The sequence below is a fragment of the Microbacterium sp. NPDC089696 genome (assembly GCF_044749125.1).
Classification (GTDB): Bacteria; Actinomycetota; Actinomycetes; order Actinomycetales; family Microbacteriaceae; genus Microbacterium.
In genome coordinates this window covers 202,816-227,649 of record NZ_JBIVHF010000003.1, presented here as the reverse complement: position 1 = coordinate 227,649, position 24,834 = coordinate 202,816, and the positions used below count along the sequence as shown (strand labels likewise).

The following is a 24,834-nucleotide window of genomic DNA, read 5'->3' as shown; positions in this document are numbered from 1 at the left end:
ATCCCCGATCCAGATTCCCGGAAGACAGTCATGCGCTCCACACCCCTCTCCCTCGCTGCGCTCGCGGCGACGGCCCTCCTGCTCACCTCCTGCGCCGGTGCGTCGGCCTCGGGCTCCGCCGGCGGCGACACCGTCGAGGTGACCACGCCGACGGGCGCCGAGATCTCGATGCCCGCTGAGCCGAAGGCCGCTCTCGGCTTCTACACGACCGATCTCGACATCCTGATCACGCTCGGCTTCGACCTCGCCGACACACAGCCGATCCGCGACGACTTCACGGCGTTCCCCGACTTCTTCCCGCAGGAGGAACTCGAGGGGCTGGAGACCTTCGGGAACTTCCCCGAGTTCAACCTCGAGGCGGTCCTCGACGCCCAGCCGGACTTCATCCTCAGCGGACTCGGCTACGAGAAAGACCTCGACGGCCAGCTGCAGAAGATCGCCCCGACCTACACGTACAACGCCTTCGACGGCGGCGACTGGCGTGACGCCGTGGCCCAGACGGCGAAGGACCTCGGACGCGAGGACGAGTGGCAGGCCTGGGTCGATCAGTACGAGGCCCGCGTCGCGGACATCCGCGCTCGCCTGGACGCCGCCGACATCCACCCGGTCGTCGCCGACATGGGTTACTACGAAGGCCAGGTGACGGTGTCGTGCTACGGCGTCCCCTGCCTCGTGTTCGCCGACCTGGGCCTCGAGATGGCCCCCCTCATGAACGCGACCGACGAGGGACTGCCCGCGAGCGACGACTACGCCGAGCTGAGCCCCGAGCAGCTCGGACAGCTCGAGGGCATCGACGTCGTGTTCACCGGCGCGAACGAGGACGGCACCGTCTGGGTCGAGACCGACGACGCGCTGAAACAGAACGCCCTGTGGCAGAATCTCTCGTTCGTGAAGGACGCGCAGTACCACCCGTACAACTACGAGATGATCTACGGCTCCCCCAGCGGGCAGGACGCGTTCCTCTCCGTCGTCGAGAAGGCGCTCCTCGGATGAGCGTCAACCTCGTGCATCGCATCGTGGCCGAGCGCGTGGAGCGACTGAGCCCCGGAATGGTCCGCATCGTCTTCGGAGGCGAAGGACTCGAGGGCTTCGTGTCGACAGGCGTCGGCGACGAGTACTTCCGCGTCTTCTTCCCCGAGGACGGCCAATCGGAGCCGAACCTCCCCTATCCGACGGACGACGGGTACTGGGCGTTCCCCGACGGCGTCGAACCCGCCCCGATGCGCACCTATACGGTGCGCGAGTGGGATGCCGAGGCGAACGAGCTCACGGTCGACTTCGTCGTGCACGATGGCGGTGTCGCCGCGCGATGGGCGCTGCAGGCAAAGCCGGGCGACGTGGTCGGCGTCAACACGCCGAAGGGCCTGTACTCACCGCCGGACGGCATCCGTTGGCAGCTGCTGATCGCCGATGCGACGGGACTCCCGGCCGCGGCGCGTCTGGCCGAGACCGCCCCGGCCGGGGTGCGCACCCGGGTCGTGGTGGAGGTCGCCTCACCCGAAGACGAGCTCGAGGTCACCGTGCCCGAGGGCGTCGAGATGCACTGGGTGCATGGCGGGAACGGGCACGCGCCGACGCGCATCGAGGAGATCCTCCGATCCTCGGAGCTCCCCGACGGTCCGGGATACGTGTGGGTCGCCGGCGAGACCAAGGCCACGCGCGGCGTGCGCAAGCACCTGCGGCATGAGCTCCGCCTGGCGCCGACCGCGTACAAGGTGATCGGGTACTGGACCGAGAACGCCGAAGCATGGCGGGAGCGCTACGAGGCTCTCGACGAGGACACCCGGTCCCGACTGATGGCGATGTGGGACGACGACTCGCGCCCCTCCGAGGACATCGAGGACGACTACGAGGCCGAACTCGAGAAGCTCGGGCTGTGATTCCCCCGTCATGACAGATCTCCTTGTCGAGGAGCAGACACCCCAGGTCTCGGTATCGCGCCGGGGCCTGGTGGTCGGTCTGCTCGCTCTCGCACTGGCGCTCGCCTGCGTCGCGAGCATCGTCTTCGGCTCGCAGCGCGTCGGTCCGGCCGAGGTGTGGTCGGGCCTCCTCCACGGGGGCGGCGATGCCGGAGCCATCGTGCAGGGCATGCGCGTCCCCCGCACCGTGATCGGTCTCGCGGTGGGCGCCGCTCTCGGCATCGCCGGCGCGCTCATCCAGGGATTCACCCGCAATCCGCTCGCCGACCCCGGCATCCTCGGCGTGAACGCGGGGGCGAGTCTGGGCGTCGTCATCGGCGTGGCGTTCTTCGGCGTGAGTGCGGCGAGCGGATACATCTGGTTCTCCTTCGCCGGCGCGATCGCCGCCACGGTGCTCGTGTACCTGATCGGCTCCGCCGGCCGCACGACTCCCGATCCGCTCCGCATGACCCTCTCGGGCGTGGCGCTCGGCGCCGTCATGGGCGGTGTGGTCGCAGCGATCAGCCTGCTCAACCCCACGGTCTTCGACTCGATGCGCACCTGGAACGCGGGATCGCTGACCTCGCTCACGCCCGACGTCTACACGGTCCTCCCCTTCCTGATCATCGGCCTCGTGCTGGCGTTCTGTCTCGCGCCGTCGCTCAACGCGCTCGCGCTCGGAGACGACCTGGCGACCGCGCTGGGCTCCCGCGTGATGCTCACACGCGTGCTGTCGATCGTCGCCGTGACCCTCCTGTGCGGCGCGGCGACCGCGGCCGCCGGCCCCATCGCCTTCGTCGGACTCATGGTGCCGCACGCGGTCCGCTGGTTCGTCGGTCCCCACCAGGGATGGATCCTCCTGGGAACGCTGTTCGCCGCCCCGCTGCTCCTCCTCACCGCCGACGTCGTCGGGCGACTGGTCCTCCGCACCGGCGAGCTGCCCGTCTCGATCGTGACCGCGCTCATCGGAGCGCCCGTGCTCATCGCGCTCGTGCGCCGACGGAAGGCCAGCGGACTGTGACCGCCGTTCTCACCCCGCCCCCGCCCGTCGAGGCGGGCCGACGGGTCCTGAGTCCTCGCACGCCGCTGTTCTCCCGCCGCATCGGCGTGCGCGCGGCGAGCGTGACCGTCGCCGCGCTGCTCGCCGCCCTGATCGTGGGGGTGTTCGCACTGACGCTCGGCGATGTGGCCTTCAGCCCCGGCGAGGTCCTGGCGACCCTGGTCGGTCTCGGCGACCCCCGTGCCGAACTCGTCATCCTGGAGTGGCGGCTCCCCCGCGTGCTCGGCGCTCTCGTGTTCGGGATCGCACTCGGCATCGGCGGCGCGATCTTCCAGTCCCTCACCCGCAACCCGCTCGGAAGCCCCGATGTGATCGGCTTCGACGCCGGTGCGTACACGGGCGCCCTCCTCGTGATCACGACCTTCGGTGTGAGCGTCGCGACCACGGCGGCCGCAGCGCTGGCCGGAGGCACGGCCACCGCCCTCCTTGTGTATCTCCTCGCCTTCCGCCGTGGCTTCACGGGATTCCGGCTCATCATCGTCGGCATCGGAGTCGCGTCGATGCTCGCGTCCGTGAACACGTGGATCATCCTCAACGCCGACCTCAACGTGGCTCTGCTCGCGAGCGCCTGGGGCGCCGGTTCGCTGAACCTCATCACGGCCGAGCAGGTTCTCATCGCCTCGTGCGTGATCGTCCCCCTCGGCATCGCCGTCGCGATCCTCGCGGACCGGATGCATCTCCTCGAGATGGGCGATGACGCGGCCTCGGCGCTCGGCGTCCGCACGGGAGGGACCCGGCTCGCGCTCGTCGTGCTCGGGGTCGGACTCACCGCCGTCGTGACGGCCATGGCCGGGCCCATCGCGTTCATCTCGCTCGCCGCGCCGCAGATCGCACGGCGGCTCACCGGATCCGCGAGCGTGACGCTCACGGCATCCGCCGCGGTCGGGGCGCTCCTCCTGATCTCCAGCGACGTGCTGGCGCAGCGGCTCTTCGCCCCCACGCAGATCCCCGTCGGGATCGTGACCGTGTGTCTCGGAGGCGTCTACCTGGTGTGGCTGCTGATCCAGGAGGCGCGACGACGATGATCGGTGAGTACGACGACAGTTCCACCCAGCGGAGACGGGAGCAGAGCGGATGCAGGAGGACACGATGACGGAGGCGCTGATCGACGACGCGGAGAAGACCTCCTCCGGGCCGACGAAGGATGCGGAGTCGACGCCCCGCCTCCATGCCGAGGACGTGACGATCGGGTACGACGGACGCGTGGTGTCCGAGCACCTCGACGTCGAGATCCCGCCGGGCTCGTTCACCGTGGTGGTCGGTCCGAACGCGTGCGGCAAGTCGACGCTGCTGCGCGCCTTCGCGCGGCTCCTCAAGCCGCGCGCGGGTCGGGTGCTGCTCGACGGCCGCGCGATCGCGGAGCTGCCCACGAAGGACGTCGCCCGCCGGCTCGGACTCCTGCCGCAGACGTCGATCGCGCCGGACGGCATTCGCGTCTCCGACCTGGTGGCCCGGGGGCGGCACCCGCATCAGACGATCCTGCGCCAGTGGTCGCACGAGGATCAGACGGCGGTCGCCGCGGCACTCGACGCGACGGGGACGACCGAACTCGCGGGCCGTCTGGTCGACGAGCTGTCGGGCGGGCAGAGACAGCGCGTGTGGGTCGCCATGCTCCTGGCCCAGGAGTCTCCGACCATGCTGCTCGACGAGCCGACGACGTTCCTCGACATCGCACACCAGTACGACCTGCTGCGTCTCTTCCATCGACTGCACCGGGAGGGGCGGACGGTCGTCGCCGTACTGCACGACCTCAACCAGGCGGCGCGGTTCGCGGATCACATGGTGATGATGCGAGACGGGCGGGTCGTGGCTTCGGGTGCCCCCGCATCGATCGTCACGGCCGAGCGGGTGCACGAGGTCTTCGGTCTCGACTGCACCGTGATCGCCGATCCGCACTCCGGCACGCCGCTCGTCGTGCCGCGCTGAGCGCTGGCGTGGCCGGATGCCGACGCTCATCGAGGACTTCGAGTCCCGGGATCCCCGGCGAGTGCTGCACGCCGTGTGGCAGACGATCGGATGCCGGGACCCGGAGCTCCTCAGGCCGCCCGTGACCGCTCGCCCCCGGCTGAGATCGCGCACTGTGCCGCGCGGCGTCAAGAGACGGCGGAGCGCCCCGACGGATGTCGGAGGCGACGCCTAGAGTCCGAGTGTGACGACCTCCCGGCTTCCCGATCCCTGCGCTCTGTGCGGCAGATCCGAGGCCGTCCGCGTCTCTGCCGGGCTCGAGTGCGCGTGGTGCGGGTGGCTCTTCGGCACGGCGCCGGATGCCGATGTCCCGCGGCCCGTCGTGGAGGTCGTCTACTACCTGCGCTTCGACCGACGTGTGAAGATCGGAACGAGCCGTCGGCCTCGGCAGAGACTCGCGAGCATCCGCCACGAGGAGCTCCTGGCCTTCGAGCCCGGCGGTCGTGCCGTCGAGCAGGCACGGCACCGCGAGTTCGCATCCATCCGTGAGGGCGGTGAGTGGTTCACCTTCGACGCGGAGCTCGAGGCGCACATCGCGACGCTGCGCACGACCGCCGATCCGTGGCAGCTGTACGCGCGATGGGTGAGCGCGGCGCTGCGCCCCTGAGTGCGGACGGCCGGGCAGCACTGAGGCCCCGCACGGGACCGATACCGTACGGGGCCTCAGGCGGTCATCAGGCGGTGGCGGTCTTCACCCGCGCCGGCTGCGGCTGCGAGAAGATCACGACGACGATCACGGCGATGCCGACGACGACGTGCGGCAGCCACACGTTCGGAGCCTGGTTCGCGAAGCCGAAGATCCACGGCGACAGCGCCAGGAAGAGGCTCGCGACGATGTCGAACACCAGGTGGACGGGCATCGGGATGAAACCGAAGGGACCCCACTCGTACTTGGTGAAGAGGCTGTAGACGATCAGTCCGACCCCGAGGACGATCGGGATGATGACGGCGGCGCCGCCCATGCTCGCGAAGCCGAACAGCCACGGTGCTGCGATCAGCGCCACTCCGACGATGTAGTCGAGGATGCCGTGGACCTTGGTGGGGATGAAACGCATGATTCCTCCTAGTGGCGCCGCTCCGTGCGGCTCACAGATGGTTCGCGGCGGCTCCTCGATCGGATTGGATGCGGATGCACGTACTCTGAGCGGATGAGCGTCCTCCCGCCCCCGTCGCGCGCCGTCGCGGTGTCGAGGCTCTCGCTCGGCATCGGGATGCTCGTGCTGCTGGCGTGGACGTACGTGATCGGCATCCCGCGATCGGGCGCCAACCCCTTCGACTACTTCGGGTACTTCACGAATCTCACGAGCCTCGCGACGGCTGTCCTCCTCATCGCGGTGGCCGCCCTCGCCCTCGGTGGCCGCCGCGTTCCGCTGTGGCTCACGGCCGCCCGCGGCATCGCGGTCGCGTGCCTGATCATCGTCGGGCTCGTCTACAACCTCCTCGTGCCCGGCACCGGCACGGCGCCCGCCTGGGTGAGCGCGATCCTGCACACGGTCGTCCCTCTGCTGGCACTGCTCGACTGGACCCTGGTGTCCGACCGTGCGCCGTTGCCCTGGCGCCGGCTGTGGATCGTTCTGCCCTATCCGCTGCTGTGGCTCGCGGTGGTGCTCGTGCGCGGCGTCACCGACGGATGGGTGCCCTACGGCTTCCTGCTCCCGGAGCGCGGGGTCGCGTCGCTGGTCATGCACATCGTCGGGCTGCTCGCAGCGCTCCTCGGCGCCGGCGCGCTCGTGTGGGCGCTCAGCCGCGTGCGGATCGACCGTGCGATGATCAGCCGCGCGTCCAGCCGTAACGCCGCGTGAGCGCCTCGGCGACGCGTCCGTAGCGAGCCCTGTCGAGCACGGCCGCCTCGCGGCGCAGCCCCGTCTCGTGCACGCTGTAGAGCTGTTCGATGTCGACCCAGGACTCGCGCCCCTGCGAATCCCATCCGCCGGAGCCGATCGAGAGGTAGTCGCGGTCCCGCTCATGCGGTTTGCTCGTCATGCGCACCGCGTACACGCGGCTCGCGGAGTGCCGGCCGATCACGAGAACGGGACGGTCCTTGCCCCGGCCGTCGTCCTCCTCGTACGGGACCCAGGTCCAGATGATCTCCCCCGCATCGGGCGCGCCGTCGCGGTCCGGCGCGTAGTCGATGCGCACGTCGTCGACGTGCTCGGCGTCGATGCGCACCGTCGCGGTGCCTCCCGGCTCCTCCCGCACGCTCCGCGCCGCCGGGCCGGTGACCTCGTCGGAGCGCCGCACACGTGCGACAGGACGTCCCGGACGATTCTTCGTCCGGGGCGTCCTGTCGACTCGTACAGCCTTGAGCACGGAGTCCCCGAGAGCTACCAGGATGTCGATCGCGTTGGCCACACGATCACCCTAACCGCCGCTCAGGCGTCTGCGAGCGCGTAGCCCTCCTCGCCGTGCACGACCTGGTCGACGCCGGCGATCTCGTCCTCGTTCGTGACGCGGAAGCCGATCGTCTTCTGGATGGCGAAGCCGATGATGTACGCGACGACGAAGGAGTAGATCAGCACACCGGCGGCGGCGATGACCTGCACCGCGAGCTGACGGGCGTCGCCGCCGACGAACAGGCCGGTGCCGGTGGCGAAGAAGCCGAGGTACACGGTGCCGATCAGGCCGCCGACGAGGTGGATGCCGACGACGTCGAGCGAGTCGTCGAACCCGAGGCGGAACTTGAGCTCGATCGCGAGAGCGCAGACGATACCGGCGACGGCGCCGAGGAGCAGGGCCCAGCCCGGGGTCAGGTTGGCGCAGGCGGGGGTGATCGCGACGAGACCCGCGACCGCACCGGAGGCGGCGCCGACCGAGGTGGGCTTGCCGTCCTTGATCTTCTCGATGAGGATCCAGCCGAGGATCGCGGCCGCCGTGGCACCGAGGGTGTTGATGCCGATGAGGCCGACGCCGCCCATGTCCTCCGCGAGCCACTCGGCGCCCGCGTTGAACCCGAACCAGCCGAACCACAGGAGAGCGGCGCCGAGCAGGGTCAGCGGCACGTTGTGCGGCTTGAGGATGCCCTTCTGGAATCCGATGCGCTTGCCGAGGACCAGCGCGAGGGCCAGAGCCGCCGCACCCGCGTTGATGTGCACCGCGGTGCCGCCGGCGTAGTCGATCACGCCGATGCCGCTGTCCTCGCCGAAGAGCGTGGTGCCGAGGTTCATGATCCAGCCGCCGCCCCAGACCCAGGCCGCGACCGGGAAGTAGCCGACCGTCGCGAAGACTCCCGCGAAGATCAGCCAGCTGCCGAACTTCGCGCGGTCCGCGATGGCGCCCGAGATCAGGGCGACCGTGATGATCGCGAAGGTCGCGCCGTAGGCGACGCCCAGGAGCGCGACGTTGGACCCCTCACCCGAGGCGAGGCTCGAGAGGCCGAAGTCCGCGAACGGGTTGCCGGCGAAGGCGGTGGGGCTGTCGACCGCGCTCATGGAGAACCCGAAGAGGATCCAGAGCACCGCGACGAGTCCGATCGAGCCGAAGCTCATCATCATCATGCTGACGACGCTCTTCGCCTTCACGAGGCCGCCGTAGAAGAAGGCGACGCCGGGCGTCATGAGCAGGACGAGGGCGGTCGCGGTGATCGCCCAGGAGATGTTGCCGGGAGCATCCATGGTGAACCTCACATTCGGGTGTCTGAGAGCTTCAGTGTGCCGAGGCCCGATTTCCGGAATGCGCGAGGTGTGTTGCGGACGTGTTACAGGAACACGCGGCGTGTGAACTCTGCGTTACGCGGCGCTGCGATCCGCATGTGTGAGCGCATTGAGCCGCGAGATGGCCCGCAGATACTTCTTGCGGTAGCCGCCGCCGAGCATCTCCTCCGAGAACACCTGGTCGAGGCTGGTCCCGGTCGCGACGATCGGGATCTGCGCGTCGTACACGCGGTCCACGAACGCGACGAAGCGGAGCGCCTCGGACTGGTCGGTGAGCGTCCGCACGTCGCGCAACCCGACGAGTCCGACGCCCGTGATCAGGCGGAGGTAGCGCGACGGGTGCACGCGGGCGAGGTGGCGGATGACCTCGTCGAAGGCGTCGTCGGATGCCGTGGCGTCGGCCGCCCCGGCATCGACCGCAGCACGGTACTGCGCCTCGTCGCTCACGACCGCGTGCCCGTCGAGGGCGCGCTGACGGAAGTCGACGCCGTCGATGCGCAGCGTCTGGAAGCTGTCGGACATCGCGTGGATCTCGCGGAGGAAGTCCTGGGCTGCGAAGCGCCCCTCTCCGAGTGCGTTGGGCGGGGTGTTCGACGTCGCGGCGAGACGCGTGCCCGTGGGGACGAGTTCGCCGAGCAGACGCGTCATGACCATGGTGTCGCCCGGGTCGTCGAGCTCGAACTCGTCGATGCAGAGGAGGTCGGCGCCCTTGAGCAGGTCGACCGTGTTCTTGTAGCCGAGCGCGCCCACGAGCGCGGTGTACTCGATGAACGACCCGAAGTATTTCCGACGGGCGGGCATCGCGTGGAAGATCGACGCCAGCAGGTGCGTCTTGCCGACGCCGAAGCCGCCGTCCAGGTAGACGCCCGGCTTCATCTCGGGCTCCTTCTTCGCGCGGCTGAACAACCCGCCGCGCTTGACAGGGCTCCCGCCGCGTCCCGCGAAGCGCTGCAGCGTCTCCTTGGCCTCCTCCTGGGAGGGGTACGCGGCGTCGGCGCGGTAGCTCTCGAAGGTGGCGCCGTCGAACTGCGGCGGCGGAACGAGACTCGCGAGCATCTCGGGACCGGAGACGGTCGGTTCGCGATCGGTGAGGTGCACGAGGCCCGTGCGGGTGGGCGTGTCGGTCATCACGGTCCTGGATCGGGTGCGCACCTGTGTCGAAGTCTTACGAATCGGGTCCGGAGTGCACGGCGGGGATCTATCGTCGAAGTGTCGGCTCCACATTACGCCGTCACCACCCGCCCCATCGCCGCTCACCGACTGAGGAGATCCCTGTGGCCATCGAGTTCGACACGTCTTCGTCCAAGTTCGCCGAGTACGCCGAGCCCGGCCGCCTCGTGACGACCGAATGGCTCGCCGAACGCCTCGGCACCCCCGGTCTCGTGGTGGTGGAGTCCGACGAGGACGTGCTCCTCTACGAAACGGGGCACATCCCCGGCGCCGTGAAGGTCGACTGGCACACCGAGCTCAACGACCCCGTCGTGCGCGACTACGTCGACGGCGAGGGCTTCGCGGAGCTCCTGAGCCGCAAGGGCATCGCGCGCGACGACACGGTCGTGATCTACGGCGACAAGAACAACTGGTGGGCCGCGTACGCGCTGTGGGTGTTCTCGCTCTTCGGTCATGAAGACGTGCGTCTGCTCGACGGCGGCCGCGACCGCTGGATCTCGGAGGGTCGGGAGATCACCCGCGAGGCCCCGTCCGTCACGCCGACCGAGTACCCCGTCGTCGAACGCGACGACTCCGTCATCCGCGCCTACAAGGAGGACGTGCTCGCGCACATCGGCAGCCCGCTGATCGACGTGCGCTCGCCCGAGGAGTACAGCGGTGAGCGCACCACGGCACCCGCGTACCCCGAGGAGGGCACGCTGCGCGCCGGCCACATCCCCACGGCCCAGAGCGTGCCCTGGGCGAAGGCGGTCGCCGAGGACGGCGGCTTCAAGTCCCGCGCCGAGCTCGACGCGATCTACCGCGAGGGCGCCGGACTGGCCGGCGGCGACGAGGTCGTCGCCTACTGCCGCATCGGCGAACGGTCGAGCCACACCTGGTTCGTCCTGAAGCACCTGCTCGGCTTCGAGAACGTCCGCAACTACGACGGATCGTGGACCGAGTGGGGCAGCGCCGTGCGTGTCCCGATCGTGACGGGGACGGAGCCCGGCTCTCTCTGACGTGTGACAATGACAGGGATGAGCACCACGCACGTTCCTGACGTCCTCGCCGAGATCCGCGACGGCTTCCTCGAGACCCCCGAGGCGGACCGTCTGCTCCTTCTGCTGGAGTACGCCGACGAGCTGCCCGAGGTGTCCGAGGAGTTCGCGAACCATCCCGAGATGTGCGAGCGCGTCGCGGAGTGCCAGTCGCCTGTCTACATCTACGTCGAGGTGCACGACGACGTCGTCACCATGCACGCCACGGCACCGCCGGAGGCGCCGACCACCCGCGGCTTCGCGAGCATCCTCGTGCAGGGCATCACGGGCCTCACGGCCGACGAGGTGCTCGCGATCCCCGACGACTACCCCCAGTCGATCGGCCTCACCAAGGCCGTGTCACCGTTGCGGATCGGCGGTATGACCGGGATGCTGATGCGCGCCAAGAAGCAGGTCACGCAGAAGCGCTGAACCCCTGGGTGCGGAGCCAGCCGGTGATCGCATCCGACCAGCCCGCCTGGTCGTAGTTCCACAGCTTGGTGTGCCGCGCGACCGAGAACCGCGGCATCGTGACGATGTCCGGGCGCGCCTCCTGCAGAGCGTGCGAGGCGTCGGCCGGCACGAAGCCGTCGTCGTCGCTGTGCAGGATGAGGATGGGGACGGAGAGCTCCTCGGCGCGCGCGACCATGTCGAGGCGATCGAACGGGATCGCGTCCTCCGCGCCGCTCAGCCGTGCGGTGATCGGCACGGACAGCGCGCTCATCGCCAGATCCGGCAGCGGCGCGTGCATCCCCGCCTCGCGAGCCTGGAACCGGAGCACCGTGCGCCAGTCGATGACCGGCGACTCGAGGATCAGGCCGGCGATGCGGTCGCGGTTGCCGGAGTTGACCGCGGTCTGCAACGCCACGGCGCCGCCCATCGACCAGCCCATGAGGATCACACGCTCGGCGCCGTGACGGAGCGCGTAGGCCACCGCGGCGTCGACATCGCGCCACTCGCTCGCCCCCAGGGCGTACGCGCCGTTGCGGCTGCGCGGGGCCTCGCCGTCGTTGCGGTACGAGACCACGAGGTTCGGGAAGCCCTCGCCGTGCAGCACGGGCACCGCGCGGAGGCACTCGGCTCGTGTGACGCCGCGACCGTGCACCTGCACGACCCAGGTGGTCGAGTCACCGGGGAAGAACCAGGCGGGGCAGGGGCCCGCGGGAGAGCCGATCAGGACGTTCTCCCAGCGCAGGTGCAGCTCGCTCGGTGTGGCGTAGTACCAGCCGCTGAAGGCCGCGTGCCGGTCGAGCCGCGCCCCGGGCTCGATCTGCGTGAGCAGCTTGCGCCGCACGCTCGTCGCGTCGGCGCTCAGCACGGCGCCGAGCTTGACGTAGCCGTGGGTGCCCGAGGTGAACAGCCCGTAGCGACCGGGCAGCTCGGTGTCGGGGGTGCGCGACAGCTCGATCGTCTGCGCACCGGTGTCGACCGCGATGATCTCCGCGTCGGCGGCGCGTTTCGCGGGCACGACGACGCGGCGCGCCACGCTGAACACGAGCAGCGCGAGGGCCGCCCCGAGAGCGAGCAGTGCAGGGACAAGGAGCGCAACGGCGTGCCTGAGACTCTTCATCGCCTCCTGACTCTAGCCTGTCACCGTGACCGCACACCCCGATGCCGGGACGATCTTCGACGCCGCCGTGGCCGAGCTGCACGAGACCGCGTTCCGCGCGGACATCACCGTCCGCGAGATCGCCACCCCCCAGGGCCTCGCCCCGTACGCGATCGCGCTCGCCGCCGACGTGCGTCCGGGCGAGGACGGCGACTCCGTCTACGGCACCGGCCGCTTCGTCCTCCTGCACGATCCGGAGGCGCCGGCCGCGTGGGGCGGCGCCTGGCGTATCGTCCTGTTCGCGCAGGCACCGCTCGAGACCGAGATCGGCACCGACCCGCTTCTGGCCGATGTCACCTGGTCGTGGCTCGTCGACGCGCTCGACTCGCGTGGAGCCGTCTACCACTCGGCCTCCGGCACGTCCACGAAGACCCTGTCGAAGGGGTTCGGCGGACTCGCCGTCGAAGGCGACGGCGCGCAGATAGAATTGAGAGCGTCCTGGACTCCCGAGGGCCCGTTCCGACCGCACGTCGAAGCATGGGCCGAGCTGGTCGGGATGCTGGCGGGTCTACCGCCCGGTTCAGAGGGCATCGCCGTGATCGGCGCGCGAAAGGCAGCACGTGACTGAATACTCTGTGATCTCCGACTCCTCGGAGTTCCAGGCGGCGTGCGCCGCGCTCGCGGCCGGAACCGGCCCCGTCGCGGTCGACGTCGAACGGGCGTCCGGCTTCCGGTACTCCCAGCGCGCCTACCTCGTGCAGGTCTTCCGCCGCGACGCCGGCGTCTTCCTCTTCGACCCGCCGGCGGTCGGGGACTTCTCGGCACTGCAGGCCGCGATCGGTGATGTCCGCTGGGTGTTCCACGCCGCGAGCCAGGACCTCCCGTCGCTGCGGGAGCTCGACCTCGTGCCTCCCACGATCTTCGACACCGAGCTCGCGTCCCGACTGCTCGGACACGAACGGGTCGGGCTCGCCGCGGTCGTCGAGAGCACTCTGGGCATCACGCTCAAGAAGGAGCACTCCGCCGCCGACTGGTCGACGCGACCGCTCCCCGCGGCGTGGCTCGAATATGCGGCGCTGGACGTGCTGCACCTGATCGACGTCGAAGAGGCGCTCCAGGCGCAGTTGGAGGAGCAGGGCAAGACGGAGTTCGCCGAGGAGGAGTTCGCTGCGACGATCACGCGCCTGCCCAAGCCGCCGCGCGAGGACCCGTGGCGTCGGCTGAGCGGGCTGCACCAGGTGCGCGGGGCTCGCAACCTCGCGGTCGCCCGATCCCTCTGGCAGGCGCGCGAGGCCTACGCGCAGGAGCAGGACGTCTCGCCCGGCCGCCTCGTCCCCGACCGATCACTCGTCGCCGCCGTGCTCGCCAACCCGCAGAGCAAGCAGGCGCTCGCGGGCACCAAGGACTTCCAGGGGCGTGCGAGCCGCACGCAGTTGGACAGGTGGTGGCAGGCCATGGTCGACGGCCGCACCACCGAGGAGCTGCCGCGCGAGCGCGTGCCGAGCGACGCCCTTCCGCCGCCCCGCGCCTGGGCGGACCGCAACCCCGAGGCCGACCGGCGGCTCAAGGCCGCCCGCCCCGTCGTCGAGGCCACCGCGGAGGAGCTCGGGATGCCGACCGAGAACCTGCTGACCCCCGACTACCTGCGCCGCATCGCCTGGGACGTCCCGGGCACGACGCCCGAAGCGATCGGTGACGCCCTCGCCGCGCTCGGCGCACGTCCATGGCAGATTGAACAGACCGCACAGAAGATCGCCGCCGCCTTTGTAGAGGCTGCGCAAACCCCCGACGAGGCCTCCACTCCCGCTTCGTAGGTTCGATCCAACCGATTCCTCCCGGTTTCCGGCGCTTCCTAGACTGAGGGAACCGCACAAACTTGGAGGCAGAGTGGCCGAGATCTCGGACGTCTTCTTCGTCGATGGAGTGCGCACCCCCTTCGGGCGCGCCGGCGAAAAGGGCATGTACTGGAACACCCGCGCAGATGACCTCGCCGTGAAGGCGACCATCGGCCTGATGGAACGCAACGCCGCCGTGCCGGCCGACCGCATCGACGACGTCGCGATCGCCGCGACGAGCCAGACCGGGGACCAGGGACTGACCCTCGGCCGCTCGGTCGCGATCCTCGCGGGACTCCCCCAGACCGTGCCCGGCCTCGCGGTCGAGCGCATGTGCGCCGGCGCGATGACGAGCGTGACGACCATGGGCGCGTCGATCGGCGTCGGCATGTACGACCTCGCCCTCGCCGGCGGCGTCGAGCACATGGGCCACCACCCGATCGGCGGCAACGCCGACCCGAACCCGCGGTTCGTCGCGGAGCGCATGGTCGACCCCGGCGCCCTCAACATGGGCGTGACCGCCGAGCGCATCTTCGATCGCTTCCCGCACCTCACGAAGGAGCGCTCCGACCGCTTCGGCATGCTCAGCCAGCACAAGGTGCAGGCGGCGTACGACGCGGGCAAGATCCAGCCCGACCTCGTGTCGGTCGCGATCAAGGATGCCGAGGGAGCCTGGGGCCTGGCGACCGAAGACGAGGGACGCCGCCCGCAGACGACGATGGAGGACCTGGCCGCGCTCAAGACGCCGTTCCGCCCGCACGGTCGTGTGACGGCCGGTACCTCCTCCCCGCTCACGGACGGCGCGACCATGTCGCTCCTCGCGGGCGGCGGCGCGGTCAAGGAGCTCGGCCTCGCGCCCAAGATGCGCATGGTCTCCTTCGCCTTCGCCGGTGTGCAGCCGGAGATCATGGGCATCGGCCCGATCCCCTCGACCGAGAAGGCCCTCAAGAAGGCCGGTCTCACGATCGCCGACATCGGCCTCTTCGAGCTCAACGAGGCGTTCGCGATCCAGGTGATCTCGCTGCTCGACCACTTCGGCATCGCCGACGACGACCCCCGCGTCAACCAGTGGGGCGGCGCGATCGCCCTCGGTCACCCGCTCGCCGCGTCCGGCGTTCGTCTCATGATCCAGCTCGCGGCCCAGTTCGCCGAGCGACCGGACGTCCGCTACGGCCTGACCGCCATGTGCGTCGGTCTCGGGCAGGGCGGCTCCGTGATCTGGGAGAACCCGCACTTCGACGGCAAGAAGAGGAAGTAAGCGCAGATGGCCACCTCGGTATCCGACCAGTACGCGAACATCGACTTCTCGCCGATCCAGGCGCTGACCGAGGGCGAGGTGATCACGCACTCCCCCGTGCGCGACGTCCGCCTCCCCTCCGGCAAGGTCCTGGCCCTCGTCACCCTCGACAACGGTCGCGACCACACGCGTCCGAACACCCTCGGTCCCGCGACCCTCACCGCGCTCGGCGAGACTCTCGACGGACTCGCCGCCCGCGCCGCGGCCGGCGAGATCCAGGCCGTCGGCATCACGGGCAAGCAGTACATCCTCGCCGCCGGCGCCGACCTGTCCGACATCAGCCGCGTGGGCTCGCGCGACAACGCCCGGATGATCGCGCAGCTCGGGCACAAGGTGCTGGGCAAGCTCGGCGAGCTCGGCGTGCCGTCCTTCGCCTTCGTCAACGGACTCGCGCTCGGCGGCGGTCTGGAGATCGCGCTGAACTCGACCTACCGCACGGTCGACGCCTCGGCCGCGGCGATCGCGCTGCCCGAGGTCTTCCTCGGCATCATCCCCGGGTGGGGCGGGGCGTACCTGCTGCCGAACCTCATCGGCATCGAGAACGCCCTCGAGGTCGTGATCTCGAACCCGCTCAAGCAGAACCGCATGCTCAAGCCCCAGCAGGCGTTCGACCTGGGTGTCGTCGACGCGATCTTCCCCGCTGCGAACTACCTCGAGAACTCGCTGATCTGGGCCGACGCGGTCCTGGGCGGCAAGAAGGTCGAGCGCAAGAACGAGCCGGGGAAGATCGAGCGTCTGACCAAGTGGCCCATCGCGATCAAGATGGCTCGCGGCATGCTCGAGTCGAAGATCGGCACCGTGCCGAAGTCGCCCTACGCCGCCCTCGACCTGCTCGACAAGGCGAAGAGCGGCACGAAGGCCGAAGGGTTCGCGCGCGAGGACGAGGCGCTCGCCGATCTCGTCACGGGCGACCAGTTCGCGGCATCCATGTACGCGTTCGACCTCGTGCAGAAGCGCGCGAAGCGCCCGGTCGGAGCTCCCGACAAGGAGCTCGCCAAGAAGGTCACGAAGGTCGGCATCATCGGCGCCGGCCTCATGGCGAGCCAGTTCGCGCTGCTCTTCGTGCGCAAGCTGCAGGTGCCGGTGCTCATCACCGACCTCGACCAGGCGCGCGTCGACAAGGGCGTCGCCTACATCCACGAGGAGATCGGCAAGCTCGAGGGCAAGGGTCGGCTCGACGCCGACACGGCGAACAAGCTGCGCGCGCTCGTCACCGGCACGACCGACAAGAGCCTCTACGCCGACTGCGACTTCGTGATCGAGGCGGTGTTCGAGGAGGTCGGGGTCAAGCAGCAGGTGTTCGGCGAGATCGAGCAGATCATCGCCGAGGACGCGATCCTCGCGACCAACACCTCGTCGCTGTCGGTCGAGGAGATCGGCGCGAAGCTCGCGCATCCCGAGCGCCTCGTCGGATTCCACTTCTTCAACCCGGTCGCGGTCATGCCGCTGATCGAGATCGTGAAGACGCCCGTCACCTCCGAGGCCGCCCTGTCGACCGCGTTCGTGGTCGCCAAGAACCTCGGCAAGAACGCGGTCCTCACCGCCGACGCCCCCGGGTTCGTCGTGAACCGCCTGCTGGCGAAGGTCATGGGAGAGGCCGCGCGCGCGGTCTACGAGGGCACGCCGCTCACCGACGTCGAGAAGGCGTTCGCGCCCCTCGGTCTGCCGATGGGGCCGTTCCAGCTCATCGACCTCGTCGGCTGGAAGGTCGCGGCGCACGTGCAGGACACCATGGCGCATGCCTTCCCCGATCGTTTCTACGCGAACGAGAACTTCCACGCTCTCGCCGAACTGGATGCGGTCGTCGAGAAGGACAAGGGCGGTCGCGTGACCGGCTGGACGAAGCAGGCGGAGAAGATCCTCAAGCCCGCTGTCGGCAGCAGCCCCGCGGCGGCCGCGACGATCCTCCAGCGTGTGCAGGACGGACTCGCGAGCGAGATCAAGCTCATGCTCGACGAGGGGGTCGTGCCCGAGGTGGAGGACATCGACCTGTGCCTGATCCTCGGCGCCGGCTGGCCCTTCATCGACGGTGGCGCCTCGCCGTACCTCGACCGAGAAGGCGCCTCGGAACGCGTCTTCGGAGGCTCCTTCCACACGCCGCAGATCCGCGGCATCGAGAGCCGCTGATCGAGTGACCGGAACGCCCCGCCCGACAGACCGGGTGGGGCGTTCCGTCTCGGCCGGCGGGCGAAGACCTCGGTCGTCGAGCGAGCGCAGCGAGACGAAACGCGTCTCACCCCTCGGAACGCTGCTCCGGCCGCGCATCCGCCTCACCATTCCGCGGCCAGAAGGACAGCGCCCGCTCGGCGAGGGCCGTGATCGTGAGCGACGGATTGACCCCGGGGTTCGCCGGCACCGCCGCGCCGTCGACCACGTGAACACCGGGATGCCCCCAGACGCGGTGGTACGCGTCGATCACGCCGTCGATCGGGGACCCCGAGATCACCGCGCCCCCGAGGAAGTGCGCCGTGAGCGGGATGCCGAACACCTCCGGCCAGGAACCCCGCGCCTCGGTCGGGACGCCGCCCTCCCGTTCCACACCGCGCGCGATGGCCTCCGACGCCCGATGAGCCTGCGGCAGGTGGCTGGGGTTCGGCTCGCCGTGACCCTGGGCGCTCGTGAGCACCGAGCGTCCGAACCGGCGGCGCAACGACAGCGTCAGCGAGTTGTCGGCCGTCTGCATGACGAGAGCGATGATGCCGCGCTCACTCCATCGTCTCAGTGAGCCGAGCCGCAGCTGGCGTACGGGGGTCCGGAGCGCCCGTCCGACGAGGATCCCGATGCGCCGCGGGAACGAGACGTCCCCGGGGACCATGATCGTCGCGAGCGCGCCCATGAGGTTCGACCCGGGGCCGTAGCGGACGTTCTCGACGTGAGTGCGCTCATCGACGTGGAACGACGTCGTGATCGCGACCCCGCGCGCGAGTTCGAGGCCCTCGGGCACACGGGTGGACACCGCCCCGTCCAGGGCCTCCGAGTTGGTGCGGGTCAGGCGTCCGACGGCCGCCGAGACGTTCGGCAGCGCCCCGTCGGCCCTCATCCGGTGCAGCAGCTGCTGCGTGCCCCAGGTCCCGGCCGCGAGGACCACCTGACGGGCCCGCACCGTGCGTCGGCCGCGCCGCAGCCAGGCACCGCTGCGCTGGGTGGTGACGGCGAAGCCGCCCGTGTGGAGCGCTCGGACCTCGACGACCGTCCGGAGCGGCTCGATCGTGACGCCGCGGCGCTCGGCCAGCGCGAGGTAGTTCTTCATCAGCGTGTTCTTGGCGCCGACCCGGCATCCGACCATGCAGTTCCCGCACAGCGTGCAGCCCGTGCGCTCCGGCCCCTCTCCCCCGAAGAACGGATCGGAGACGCGTTCGCCCGGCGTCCCGAACCAGACGCCCACCGGGGCGCGACGGAACGTGTCGGCGACACCGAGGTCCTCGGCGGCGCCGGCCATGATGCGCTCGACGGGACCCGTGTGCGGATACTGCTCGACGACCCCGAGCATCCGCTTCGCCGTGGCGTAGTGCGGGCCGAGCTCCGACTCCCAGTCGGCGAGCCCCCGCCACTGCGGATCCGCGAAGAACGCCGCACCGGGCTGATAGAGCGTGTTCGCGTAGTTGAGCGATCCGCCGCCCACACCCGCCCCGGCGAGGATCATGACGTGCGGCAGGCGGTGGATGCGCTGCACCCCGAAGCATCCGAGAGTCGGGGCCCACAGGTAGCGGCGGACGTCCCAGCTCGTGCGGGCGAAGTCCTCGTCCTCGAAGCGTCGTCCGGCCTCGTACACGCGGACGCGATACCCCTTCTCGGCCAGTCGCAGCGCCGCCACGGAACCGCCGAAGCCGGAGCCGACGATCACCACGTCCTCGTCGAAGCGCGTCTCGTCGCCCGCTGCGGGATGCTCAGCCACGGTCACCGTCCCCGCTCGTGAGCGCGCCGGGTGGCGTGAGGATCGTCAGGGCGCTCGGGTGCACGCTGATCGTGCACGCGTCTTCGCCGAGCCGCTCCCCGTCGGCGTAGACCACCAGTCCCGGGGCGCTCACGGTCACGGTGCGGGCTCGTCGGTGAGCGACCTCCCGGCGCGCGAGGTGAGTGCCGCGGAGCAGGAGGGGGAAGAGGCGGAGGAGTCGCAGCCGGCCGATCGGAGCGACCTCGACGAGGTCCAGCATCCCGTCGGTCGCGTCCGCGCCGGCACAGACCGGCATCCCTCCGCCGTAGCTGGGCGTGTTGCCCACCGCGATCAGGGTTCCGGGTCTCACCCGGACCTCTCCCCCGTCGACGGCCACCGCGAACGGCAGCGGCCGCAGACGCACCAGCTCGATGAGGAGAGCGAGGTAGTAGCGCAGCGCGCCGTGGGGCCAGCGCAGACGATTCGTGCGCTCGCTGACCTTGGCGTCGAACCCGAGCGCGGCGATCGTCAGGAACCCGGCGACGCCTGTCGGTGTGCGGATCTCGCCCACGTCGATCCGGCGGGCGGTGCCGTCGAGGGCGAGATCCGCCGCCGCCGCGGGATCGTGCCGGGGCAGGTCGAGCGCACGAGCGAGATCGTTACCGGTGCCCGCCGGCACGAGGGCCACCGGCAGCTCCGCGGCGACGAGGTCGCTGAGGATGCCGGAGAGAGTCCCGTCGCCGCCGACCACGACGATGGCGACCGGCCGTGCGGCGATCGCCTCGCGGGCGAGCGCCTTCGTGTCGGCCGGCGTGTCCCCCGCGTACACGCGCACCTCGGCGCCGCGTTCCCGAAGACGCTGGAGCGCCGTCTCCGCGGCCGCCCGACCGCGCCCTTTGCCCGCGAAGGGATTCGCCAGCACCGCGATGTGGCGCGCCATGTCAGGAAGTCCGGTCCGCCGGGATCAGGGCCCCGGGGTTCAGGATGCCGGCCGGATCGAGCTCGCGCTTGATCGCCCGGAGGATCCGCACGCCGGTGATGCCGATCTCGCTCTCGAGCCAGGGGGCGTGATCGCGGCCGACCGCGTGATGGTGGCTGATCGTCCCGCCGGCGGCGATGATCGCGTCGTTGGTCCGCGCCTTGACGCCCGACCAGGTCGCGAGCGGCTCGGCGCGGATACCGGCGAGCACCGTGAAGTAGAGCGATGCTCCGGTCGGGTAGATGTGCGAGACGTGGCACATGATGTACGAGCGGGCACCCGTCTCCGCGAAGCCGTCGCGCAGGGCGCCCTCCACGGCGCTCTTCAGCGACGCGAGGTTCGACCACGTCGTCGCGGTCTCCAGGGTCTCGCAGAACACCCCGGCGTCGAGCAGCGAGTCCCGCAGGTACGGGCCGTCGAAGCGCCCGGCGAGCCACTCCTCCGCGGCGCCCTCGCCCGACGACACGCCGCCGGCCGCGCGCAGCAGAGCGGCCGTGCGCTCCCGCCTCGTGGCTATCCCCTCGCCCTCGTACACGGTGACCGCGCTCGCGCCCCTCGCGAGCGCCTTGCCGATCCGCCCGACCTGCGCGAGACTCACGGCCGTCTCCGCCTCATCGGAGAGACGGATCACGGTGGGGCCCCCTCCCTCCTGGGCGACGTGGCGCAGCGCGTCGACACCTCTCGCGAAGTCGGGGAAGGCCCACGACTCGAACACCCGATCACGGGGAATCGGGTGCACGCGCACACGGACCTCCGTGATCACGCCGAATGCGCCTTCGGAGCCGAGGAACACGCGGATGAGGTCGGGCCCGGCGGCGGACCCGGGCGACCTGCCCAGCTCGATGTCTCCGGTCGGCGTGGCGACGCGGATGCCGGTGACCATGGTGTCGAACCGCCCGTTGCCGGCGGAGTTCTGGCCCGAGGACCGTGCCGCGGCGAAACCGCCGATCGTCGCGTACCGGAAGCTCTGCGGATAGTGGCCCAGCTCGTAGCCGTGCGCGGCCAACTGCGCCTCGGCATCCGGCCCGGTCGTGCCGGCGGCGATCAGCGCCTCGCCACTGACCTCGTCGACGCGTAGCAGCCCGGTCAGCCGACGGAGGTCGAGGCTCACGACCACGCGGTGCGGACCGCGCTCGGGGTCGAGGGCGCCGACGACGCTCGTGCCTCCGCCGAAGGGGATGACCGCGACGCCGAGTTCGACGGCGACACGCAGGCACGCGGCGACCTCGTCGTGGGTGCGGGGCCGCACGACGGCGTCGGGTGCTGCCTGACGGACCTCGCGGAGACGCAGCAGGTCGGGGGTCGAGCGACCGCCGGAGTGCCGGACACGTGCGTCATGCCCCGTCGACACGTGCTCCGCCCCGACGACCGCCGCGAACGCCGCGACGTCGGAGGCGTCGAGTGCGGACGGCGGGAGCTCGACCGCTGCGAGTCCGACGGCATCGACCGGTCGGCGGATCCTGCCGAGGAGCAGCGGCAGGAGCGTGCGCACGGCGAGCGGGAGGTCTTTCGCCCGGGCCGGGTCACCCCAGCCGTTCCAGCGCATCTCCGTCTCCGCGGCCACTCTGCCGTGTTCCTGCGTCATGCGTTACAGTGTGACACATCATGGAAGAACGTCAAGCCGCGATCACCGCCACCGCCGCCAACCCGCCGAGCGCGGACGCCACGCAGACGCGCATCCTCGACGCCGCCGACGAGCTCATCCTGCGGCGCGGCGTGCACGGCGTCACGATCGCCGAGCTGGCTCGCCGCGCCGGCCACAGCCGCCCGACGATCTACCGCAGCTGGAGCGACGCCGACGACGTCGTCCGGGCGGCGCTGCTCCGCCGGGTCGCCGGGATCGTCGCCCAGTTCCCCCGCCCGTCGCGCTCGCGCGCGGAACTCGTCGACGACGTGCTGCGCTTCTCCACCCTGTTCCGCTCCGACCCCGTCTACGGTCGGCTCCTCGAGGAGGAGCCCGAGGCGTTCACCCGCTACACGCTGCAGCGGGTCGGATCGAGTCAGCGCCTCATCCTCGCCTGGCTGGCCGACGCGATCGCCGTCGCCCAGGGATACGGCGACGTCCGCCGGGACGACCCGGCGGAGATGGCCGTCATGCTGCTCCTCCTCGCCCAGTCCGCCGTGCTCTCGCACGGCACCGTCTCCGATCTCGTCTCGGAGAGCGCGTGGGAGCGCGAGCTGCGCGCCGCGCTGGACGGGCTGCTCCGCGCATGATCACCGGCTCCCCCGACCTCAACGCCGCGCGTCGGGCAGCGGAGCTCGAGCGCGCCGGGAACGACACGACGGACGTGCTCGTGATCGGAGGCGGGATCACGGGCGTCGGAGTCGCGCTGGACGCCGCCGCTCGCGGACTCTCGGTCACCCTGGTCGAGGCGGAGGACCTCGCCTTCGGCACCAGTCGCTTCAGCTCCAAGCTGGTGCACGGCGGGCTGCGCTACCTCGCCACCGGTGATGTCCCGACCGCCCGGGAGAGCGCGATGGAGCGCCACCTGCTCATGACCGTGATCGCCCCCCACCTCATCCGCCCGCTCGGTCAGCTGCTGCCCTTCGCGCCCGGCATCAGCATCCGTCAGCGCACGGCGGGAGCCGTCGGCATGGCGCTCGGCGATCTCCTCCGGATGCGGGCGGGAACCCCTCGTCGCACACTCCCCGCGCCTCGACCCGTCACCGCGCGGACGGCGCGCGCGCTGGTGCCCGCCCTCTCGCCCCGGGAGCTCCGCGGCGGCATGCTCTCGTTCGACGGGCAGCTCGTCGACGACGCGGCACTGGTCGCGACCGTCGCGCGCACCGCCGCCGCGCACGGCGCCCGCATCCTCACGCGGGTGCGCGCCCTCGCGCTCCACGATGCGGGGGCGACGGCGGAGGACGCTCTCACCGGACGTCGCCTCGAGCTCCGGGCGCGCAGCGTGATCAACGCGACCGGCGCATGGGCCGGGACGCTCGACGACGACATCACGATCCGCCCGAGCCGCGGCACGCACATCGTGCTCGACGCCTCCGACCTCGGCCGGGCCTCCGCCGCACTGACCATCCCGCACGAGGGGTCGATCAGCCGGTTCGTCTTCGCCCTGCCGCAGCGCGACGGACGCGTGATCGTGGGACTCACGGACGAGGACGCCCCGGGTCCCGTGCCGGACGTCGCGACGCCCACCGAGCCCGAGATCGCATTCCTGCTCGACAACCTCAATCGCGTCGTCGACGTCCCGATCACGCGCGAGCGGGTGCTCGGAGCGTTCGCCGGCCTGCGCCCCCTGGTCGACACCGGCGCTGACGCGACCGCGGACATCTCCCGACGGCACCTCGTCACGACCTCCGCCGGCGGGTTCGTCGACGTGCTCGGAGGCAAGCTCACGACGTATCGGCGCATGGCCGAGGACGCGGTCGACCTCGCGGTCGCGACGCGCCGGCTGGACGCGCCGCCCAGTCGCACGGCGGGACTCCGCCTCGTCGACCGCCGCACTCCGGACGGCGTCGCGCGCACGGCATCCGTCCCCCTCGTCGACGGTGTGGCGCTGACGCGCGCCGACGTGGAGTACGCCGTCCGTGCGGAGGGGGCGATGACCACGGCGGACGTGCTGGACCGACGCACGCGAGTGGGGCTCGTCGACGACGACCGGGCCCGCTGCGAGAGCGCAGTCGACGAGATCGTCACCGCGACGCTCGCCGACCTCGTCTGAGCACGCCGGCCGCATCGCGTTTCCAGCGCGCGGCGCAGCGACGAACACCCACGGAACAGCGTGTGAACTCCGCGCTCCGCGCCCCGCGGGCGGCCGTGCCCCGGCTCGCGAGCATGCACAGTGGACTCATGGACATGATCCTCTCGATGCTCGGAGGCAAGGGGATGTCGGGTCTGTTCAAGACCGGCACGGCGATCCTCACCATCCTGCTCGTGGTCCCGGCCCTGCTGAAGATCTTCGTGGTGACGGTCGACGAGGGCTGGGCGGCCATCCGCACCCGCAACGGCAAGCCGATCATCCGCAACCGCCCGCCGCGCCGTCCGCATCGCGGAGGAGCCGTCGGCGAGGTGGTGGTGCTCGACCCCGGCTCGCACGGGGCCTTCCCCCTCTTCTACTGGTACAAGCTCATCGACGTCCGGTGCCGCGCGACCGACCTGCCGGCGCGCGAGATGACGGGAGCGAGCGGTCATCAGCACCGCGTGCATGCGTCGTTCGAGTGGCGTCCGATACCGAACGGCCGAGATCTCCGGGTGTTCGAGCTCGACGTGGTCAACGTGACCGAGCGCGCGTCGAACATCGTCGGCGCGTCACTGCGTGACGTGATCCGTGGCCTCGACGGGGCGGAGCTCCCGCACAACGACGAGATCAACACCCGGGTCATCGCCGCCAGCGCCGAGGAGGTGCGCCGGGCCTGCGGTGTCGAGCTCGTGCGGGTCATGGTCACGGGCGACGCCCTGACCGACGGCTACCTGCTGTCCACCGCGCTCCGCGACAACACCGATCGCGGCGCCGAGGCCGTCGCCGCGCTGCACGCGTTGAACTGACGACGTTTGCCTTCTCGGTTCCGCGCCCGGAGAATCGAGA

Annotated in this window: 24 protein-coding genes; 16 read left to right on the top strand and 8 right to left on the bottom strand. The window is 70.6% G+C overall.

The annotated features are described in order from the left end of the window. Nucleotides 1-30 precede the first annotated feature (30 nt). The 6 genes from ACIPY8_RS17505 (at nt 31) to ACIPY8_RS17480 (ending at nt 5,530) form a co-directional block, all read left to right on the top strand. Nucleotides 31-993 (top strand): ABC transporter substrate-binding protein, encoded by a 963-nt coding sequence (locus ACIPY8_RS17505; protein WP_400820951.1) that lies wholly within the window; start codon nt 31-33, stop codon nt 991-993. After that, the gene (locus ACIPY8_RS17500; protein WP_400820949.1) at nt 990-1,880 is read left to right on the top strand and encodes a siderophore-interacting protein; all 891 of its coding nucleotides are present in this window, start codon (nt 990-992) and stop codon (nt 1,878-1,880) included. The genes ACIPY8_RS17505 and ACIPY8_RS17500 overlap by 4 nt, the downstream gene beginning before the upstream one ends. Nucleotides 1,881-1,890: 10 nt before the next feature. Continuing rightward, a complete protein-coding gene (locus tag ACIPY8_RS17495; RefSeq protein ID WP_400820946.1) occupies nt 1,891-2,919 on the top strand; it encodes a FecCD family ABC transporter permease in 1,029 nt (342 codons plus the stop codon). After that, the gene (locus tag ACIPY8_RS17490; protein ID WP_400820943.1) at nt 2,916-3,983 is read left to right on the top strand and encodes a FecCD family ABC transporter permease; all 1,068 of its coding nucleotides are present in this window, start codon (nt 2,916-2,918) and stop codon (nt 3,981-3,983) included. Before ACIPY8_RS17495 ends, ACIPY8_RS17490 begins: the two co-directional genes overlap by 4 nt. Nucleotides 3,984-4,047: 64 nt before the next feature. Beyond that, complete coding sequence (locus tag ACIPY8_RS17485; protein ID WP_400820941.1) at nt 4,048-4,884, top strand: ABC transporter ATP-binding protein; 837 nt, start codon at nt 4,048-4,050, stop codon at nt 4,882-4,884. Nucleotides 4,885-5,107: 223 nt separating this feature from the next. Further along, a complete protein-coding gene (locus ACIPY8_RS17480; RefSeq protein ID WP_400820939.1) occupies nt 5,108-5,530 on the top strand; it encodes a GIY-YIG nuclease family protein in 423 nt (140 codons plus the stop codon). Between the two features lie 67 nt (nt 5,531-5,597). On the opposite strand, the gene ACIPY8_RS17475 is transcribed toward ACIPY8_RS17480, so the two are convergent. Next, complete coding sequence (locus ACIPY8_RS17475; RefSeq protein ID WP_400820935.1) at nt 5,598-5,978, bottom strand: SPW repeat protein; 381 nt, start codon at nt 5,976-5,978, stop codon at nt 5,598-5,600. Between the two features lie 93 nt (nt 5,979-6,071). Between ACIPY8_RS17475 and ACIPY8_RS17470 the strand changes: the two genes are divergently transcribed. Continuing rightward, nucleotides 6,072-6,725 (top strand): Pr6Pr family membrane protein, encoded by a 654-nt coding sequence (locus tag ACIPY8_RS17470; protein WP_400820932.1) that lies wholly within the window; start codon nt 6,072-6,074, stop codon nt 6,723-6,725. Here the strand turns inward: ACIPY8_RS17470 and ACIPY8_RS17465 are convergent. The 3 genes from ACIPY8_RS17465 to zapE all read right to left on the bottom strand — a co-directional run bounded on the left by ACIPY8_RS17465 (nt 6,694) and on the right by zapE (nt 9,701). Then, nucleotides 6,694-7,275 (bottom strand): type II toxin-antitoxin system PemK/MazF family toxin, encoded by a 582-nt coding sequence (locus ACIPY8_RS17465; RefSeq protein ID WP_400820929.1) that lies wholly within the window; start codon nt 7,273-7,275, stop codon nt 6,694-6,696. The two genes, ACIPY8_RS17470 and ACIPY8_RS17465, sit on opposite strands and share 32 nt — an antisense overlap. A 20-nt stretch (nt 7,276-7,295) precedes the next feature. Further along, entirely contained in the window at nt 7,296-8,534 is a 1,239-nt protein-coding gene (locus ACIPY8_RS17460) for an ammonium transporter (protein WP_400820928.1), read from the bottom strand. Nucleotides 8,535-8,648: 114 nt separating this feature from the next. Beyond that, nucleotides 8,649-9,701 carry a cell division protein ZapE gene (gene zapE, locus ACIPY8_RS17455; protein WP_400820925.1) on the bottom strand — a complete coding sequence of 351 codons (1,053 nt, stop codon included), beginning with the start codon at nt 9,699-9,701 and terminating at the stop codon, nt 8,649-8,651. A gap of 146 nt (nt 9,702-9,847) precedes the next feature. On the opposite strand from zapE, the gene ACIPY8_RS17450 reads away from it, so the two are divergent. Both ACIPY8_RS17450 and ACIPY8_RS17445 read left to right on the top strand, forming a co-directional pair. Beyond that, nucleotides 9,848-10,741, top strand: coding sequence for a sulfurtransferase (locus ACIPY8_RS17450; RefSeq protein WP_400820923.1), 894 nt, complete (start codon nt 9,848-9,850; stop codon nt 10,739-10,741). Between the two features lie 18 nt (nt 10,742-10,759). Then, entirely contained in the window at nt 10,760-11,191 is a 432-nt protein-coding gene (locus ACIPY8_RS17445; protein WP_400820921.1) for a SufE family protein, read from the top strand. On the opposite strand, the gene ACIPY8_RS17440 is transcribed toward ACIPY8_RS17445, so the two are convergent. Then, a complete protein-coding gene (locus ACIPY8_RS17440) occupies nt 11,175-12,329 on the bottom strand; it encodes an alpha/beta hydrolase (protein WP_400820918.1) in 1,155 nt (384 codons plus the stop codon). The two genes, ACIPY8_RS17445 and ACIPY8_RS17440, sit on opposite strands and share 17 nt — an antisense overlap. A 25-nt stretch (nt 12,330-12,354) precedes the next feature. Here ACIPY8_RS17440 and ACIPY8_RS17435 point away from each other — a divergent pair, with 25 nt between their 5' ends. The 4 genes from ACIPY8_RS17435 (at nt 12,355) to ACIPY8_RS17420 (ending at nt 17,567) form a co-directional block, all read left to right on the top strand. Beyond that, nucleotides 12,355-12,936: a DUF3000 domain-containing protein gene (locus tag ACIPY8_RS17435; protein WP_400820916.1), complete on the top strand. Its 582-nt coding sequence runs from the start codon at nt 12,355-12,357 to the stop codon at nt 12,934-12,936. Next, on the top strand, nt 12,929-14,122 hold the full coding sequence (locus ACIPY8_RS17430) for a ribonuclease D (protein WP_400820913.1): 1,194 nt from the start codon (nt 12,929-12,931) through the stop codon (nt 14,120-14,122). The genes ACIPY8_RS17435 and ACIPY8_RS17430 overlap by 8 nt, the downstream gene beginning before the upstream one ends. 73 nt (nt 14,123-14,195) lie before the next feature. Further along, nucleotides 14,196-15,401 carry a thiolase family protein gene (locus tag ACIPY8_RS17425; protein WP_400820910.1) on the top strand — a complete coding sequence of 402 codons (1,206 nt, stop codon included), beginning with the start codon at nt 14,196-14,198 and terminating at the stop codon, nt 15,399-15,401. Nucleotides 15,402-15,407: 6 nt separating this feature from the next. Then, nucleotides 15,408-17,567, top strand: a complete 2,160-nt coding sequence (locus tag ACIPY8_RS17420; protein ID WP_400820908.1) for a 3-hydroxyacyl-CoA dehydrogenase NAD-binding domain-containing protein — start codon at nt 15,408-15,410, stop codon at nt 17,565-17,567. A gap of 106 nt (nt 17,568-17,673) precedes the next feature. On the opposite strand, the gene ACIPY8_RS17415 is transcribed toward ACIPY8_RS17420, so the two are convergent. The 3 genes from ACIPY8_RS17415 to ACIPY8_RS17405 are packed head-to-tail and all read right to left on the bottom strand — an operon-like array spanning nt 17,674 to nt 21,878. Next, nucleotides 17,674-19,335, bottom strand: a complete 1,662-nt coding sequence (locus ACIPY8_RS17415) for a GMC oxidoreductase (RefSeq protein WP_400820905.1) — start codon at nt 19,333-19,335, stop codon at nt 17,674-17,676. Next, nucleotides 19,328-20,254 (bottom strand): diacylglycerol kinase, encoded by a 927-nt coding sequence (locus ACIPY8_RS17410; protein WP_400820903.1) that lies wholly within the window; start codon nt 20,252-20,254, stop codon nt 19,328-19,330. The genes ACIPY8_RS17415 and ACIPY8_RS17410 overlap by 8 nt, the downstream gene beginning before the upstream one ends. A gap of 1 nt (nt 20,255) precedes the next feature. Next, nucleotides 20,256-21,878 (bottom strand): FAD-binding oxidoreductase, encoded by a 1,623-nt coding sequence (locus tag ACIPY8_RS17405; RefSeq protein ID WP_400820901.1) that lies wholly within the window; start codon nt 21,876-21,878, stop codon nt 20,256-20,258. Between the two features lie 20 nt (nt 21,879-21,898). Here ACIPY8_RS17405 and ACIPY8_RS17400 point away from each other — a divergent pair, with 20 nt between their 5' ends. The 3 genes from ACIPY8_RS17400 to ACIPY8_RS17390 all read left to right on the top strand — a co-directional run bounded on the left by ACIPY8_RS17400 (nt 21,899) and on the right by ACIPY8_RS17390 (nt 24,794). Continuing rightward, entirely contained in the window at nt 21,899-22,507 is a 609-nt protein-coding gene (locus tag ACIPY8_RS17400) for a TetR/AcrR family transcriptional regulator (RefSeq protein WP_400820898.1), read from the top strand. Continuing rightward, complete coding sequence (locus ACIPY8_RS17395) at nt 22,504-23,970, top strand: glycerol-3-phosphate dehydrogenase/oxidase (RefSeq protein ID WP_400820896.1); 1,467 nt, start codon at nt 22,504-22,506, stop codon at nt 23,968-23,970. The genes ACIPY8_RS17400 and ACIPY8_RS17395 overlap by 4 nt, the downstream gene beginning before the upstream one ends. A gap of 128 nt (nt 23,971-24,098) precedes the next feature. Next, nucleotides 24,099-24,794: an SPFH domain-containing protein gene (locus ACIPY8_RS17390; RefSeq protein WP_400820893.1), complete on the top strand. Its 696-nt coding sequence runs from the start codon at nt 24,099-24,101 to the stop codon at nt 24,792-24,794. Nucleotides 24,795-24,834: the final 40 nt, after the last annotated feature.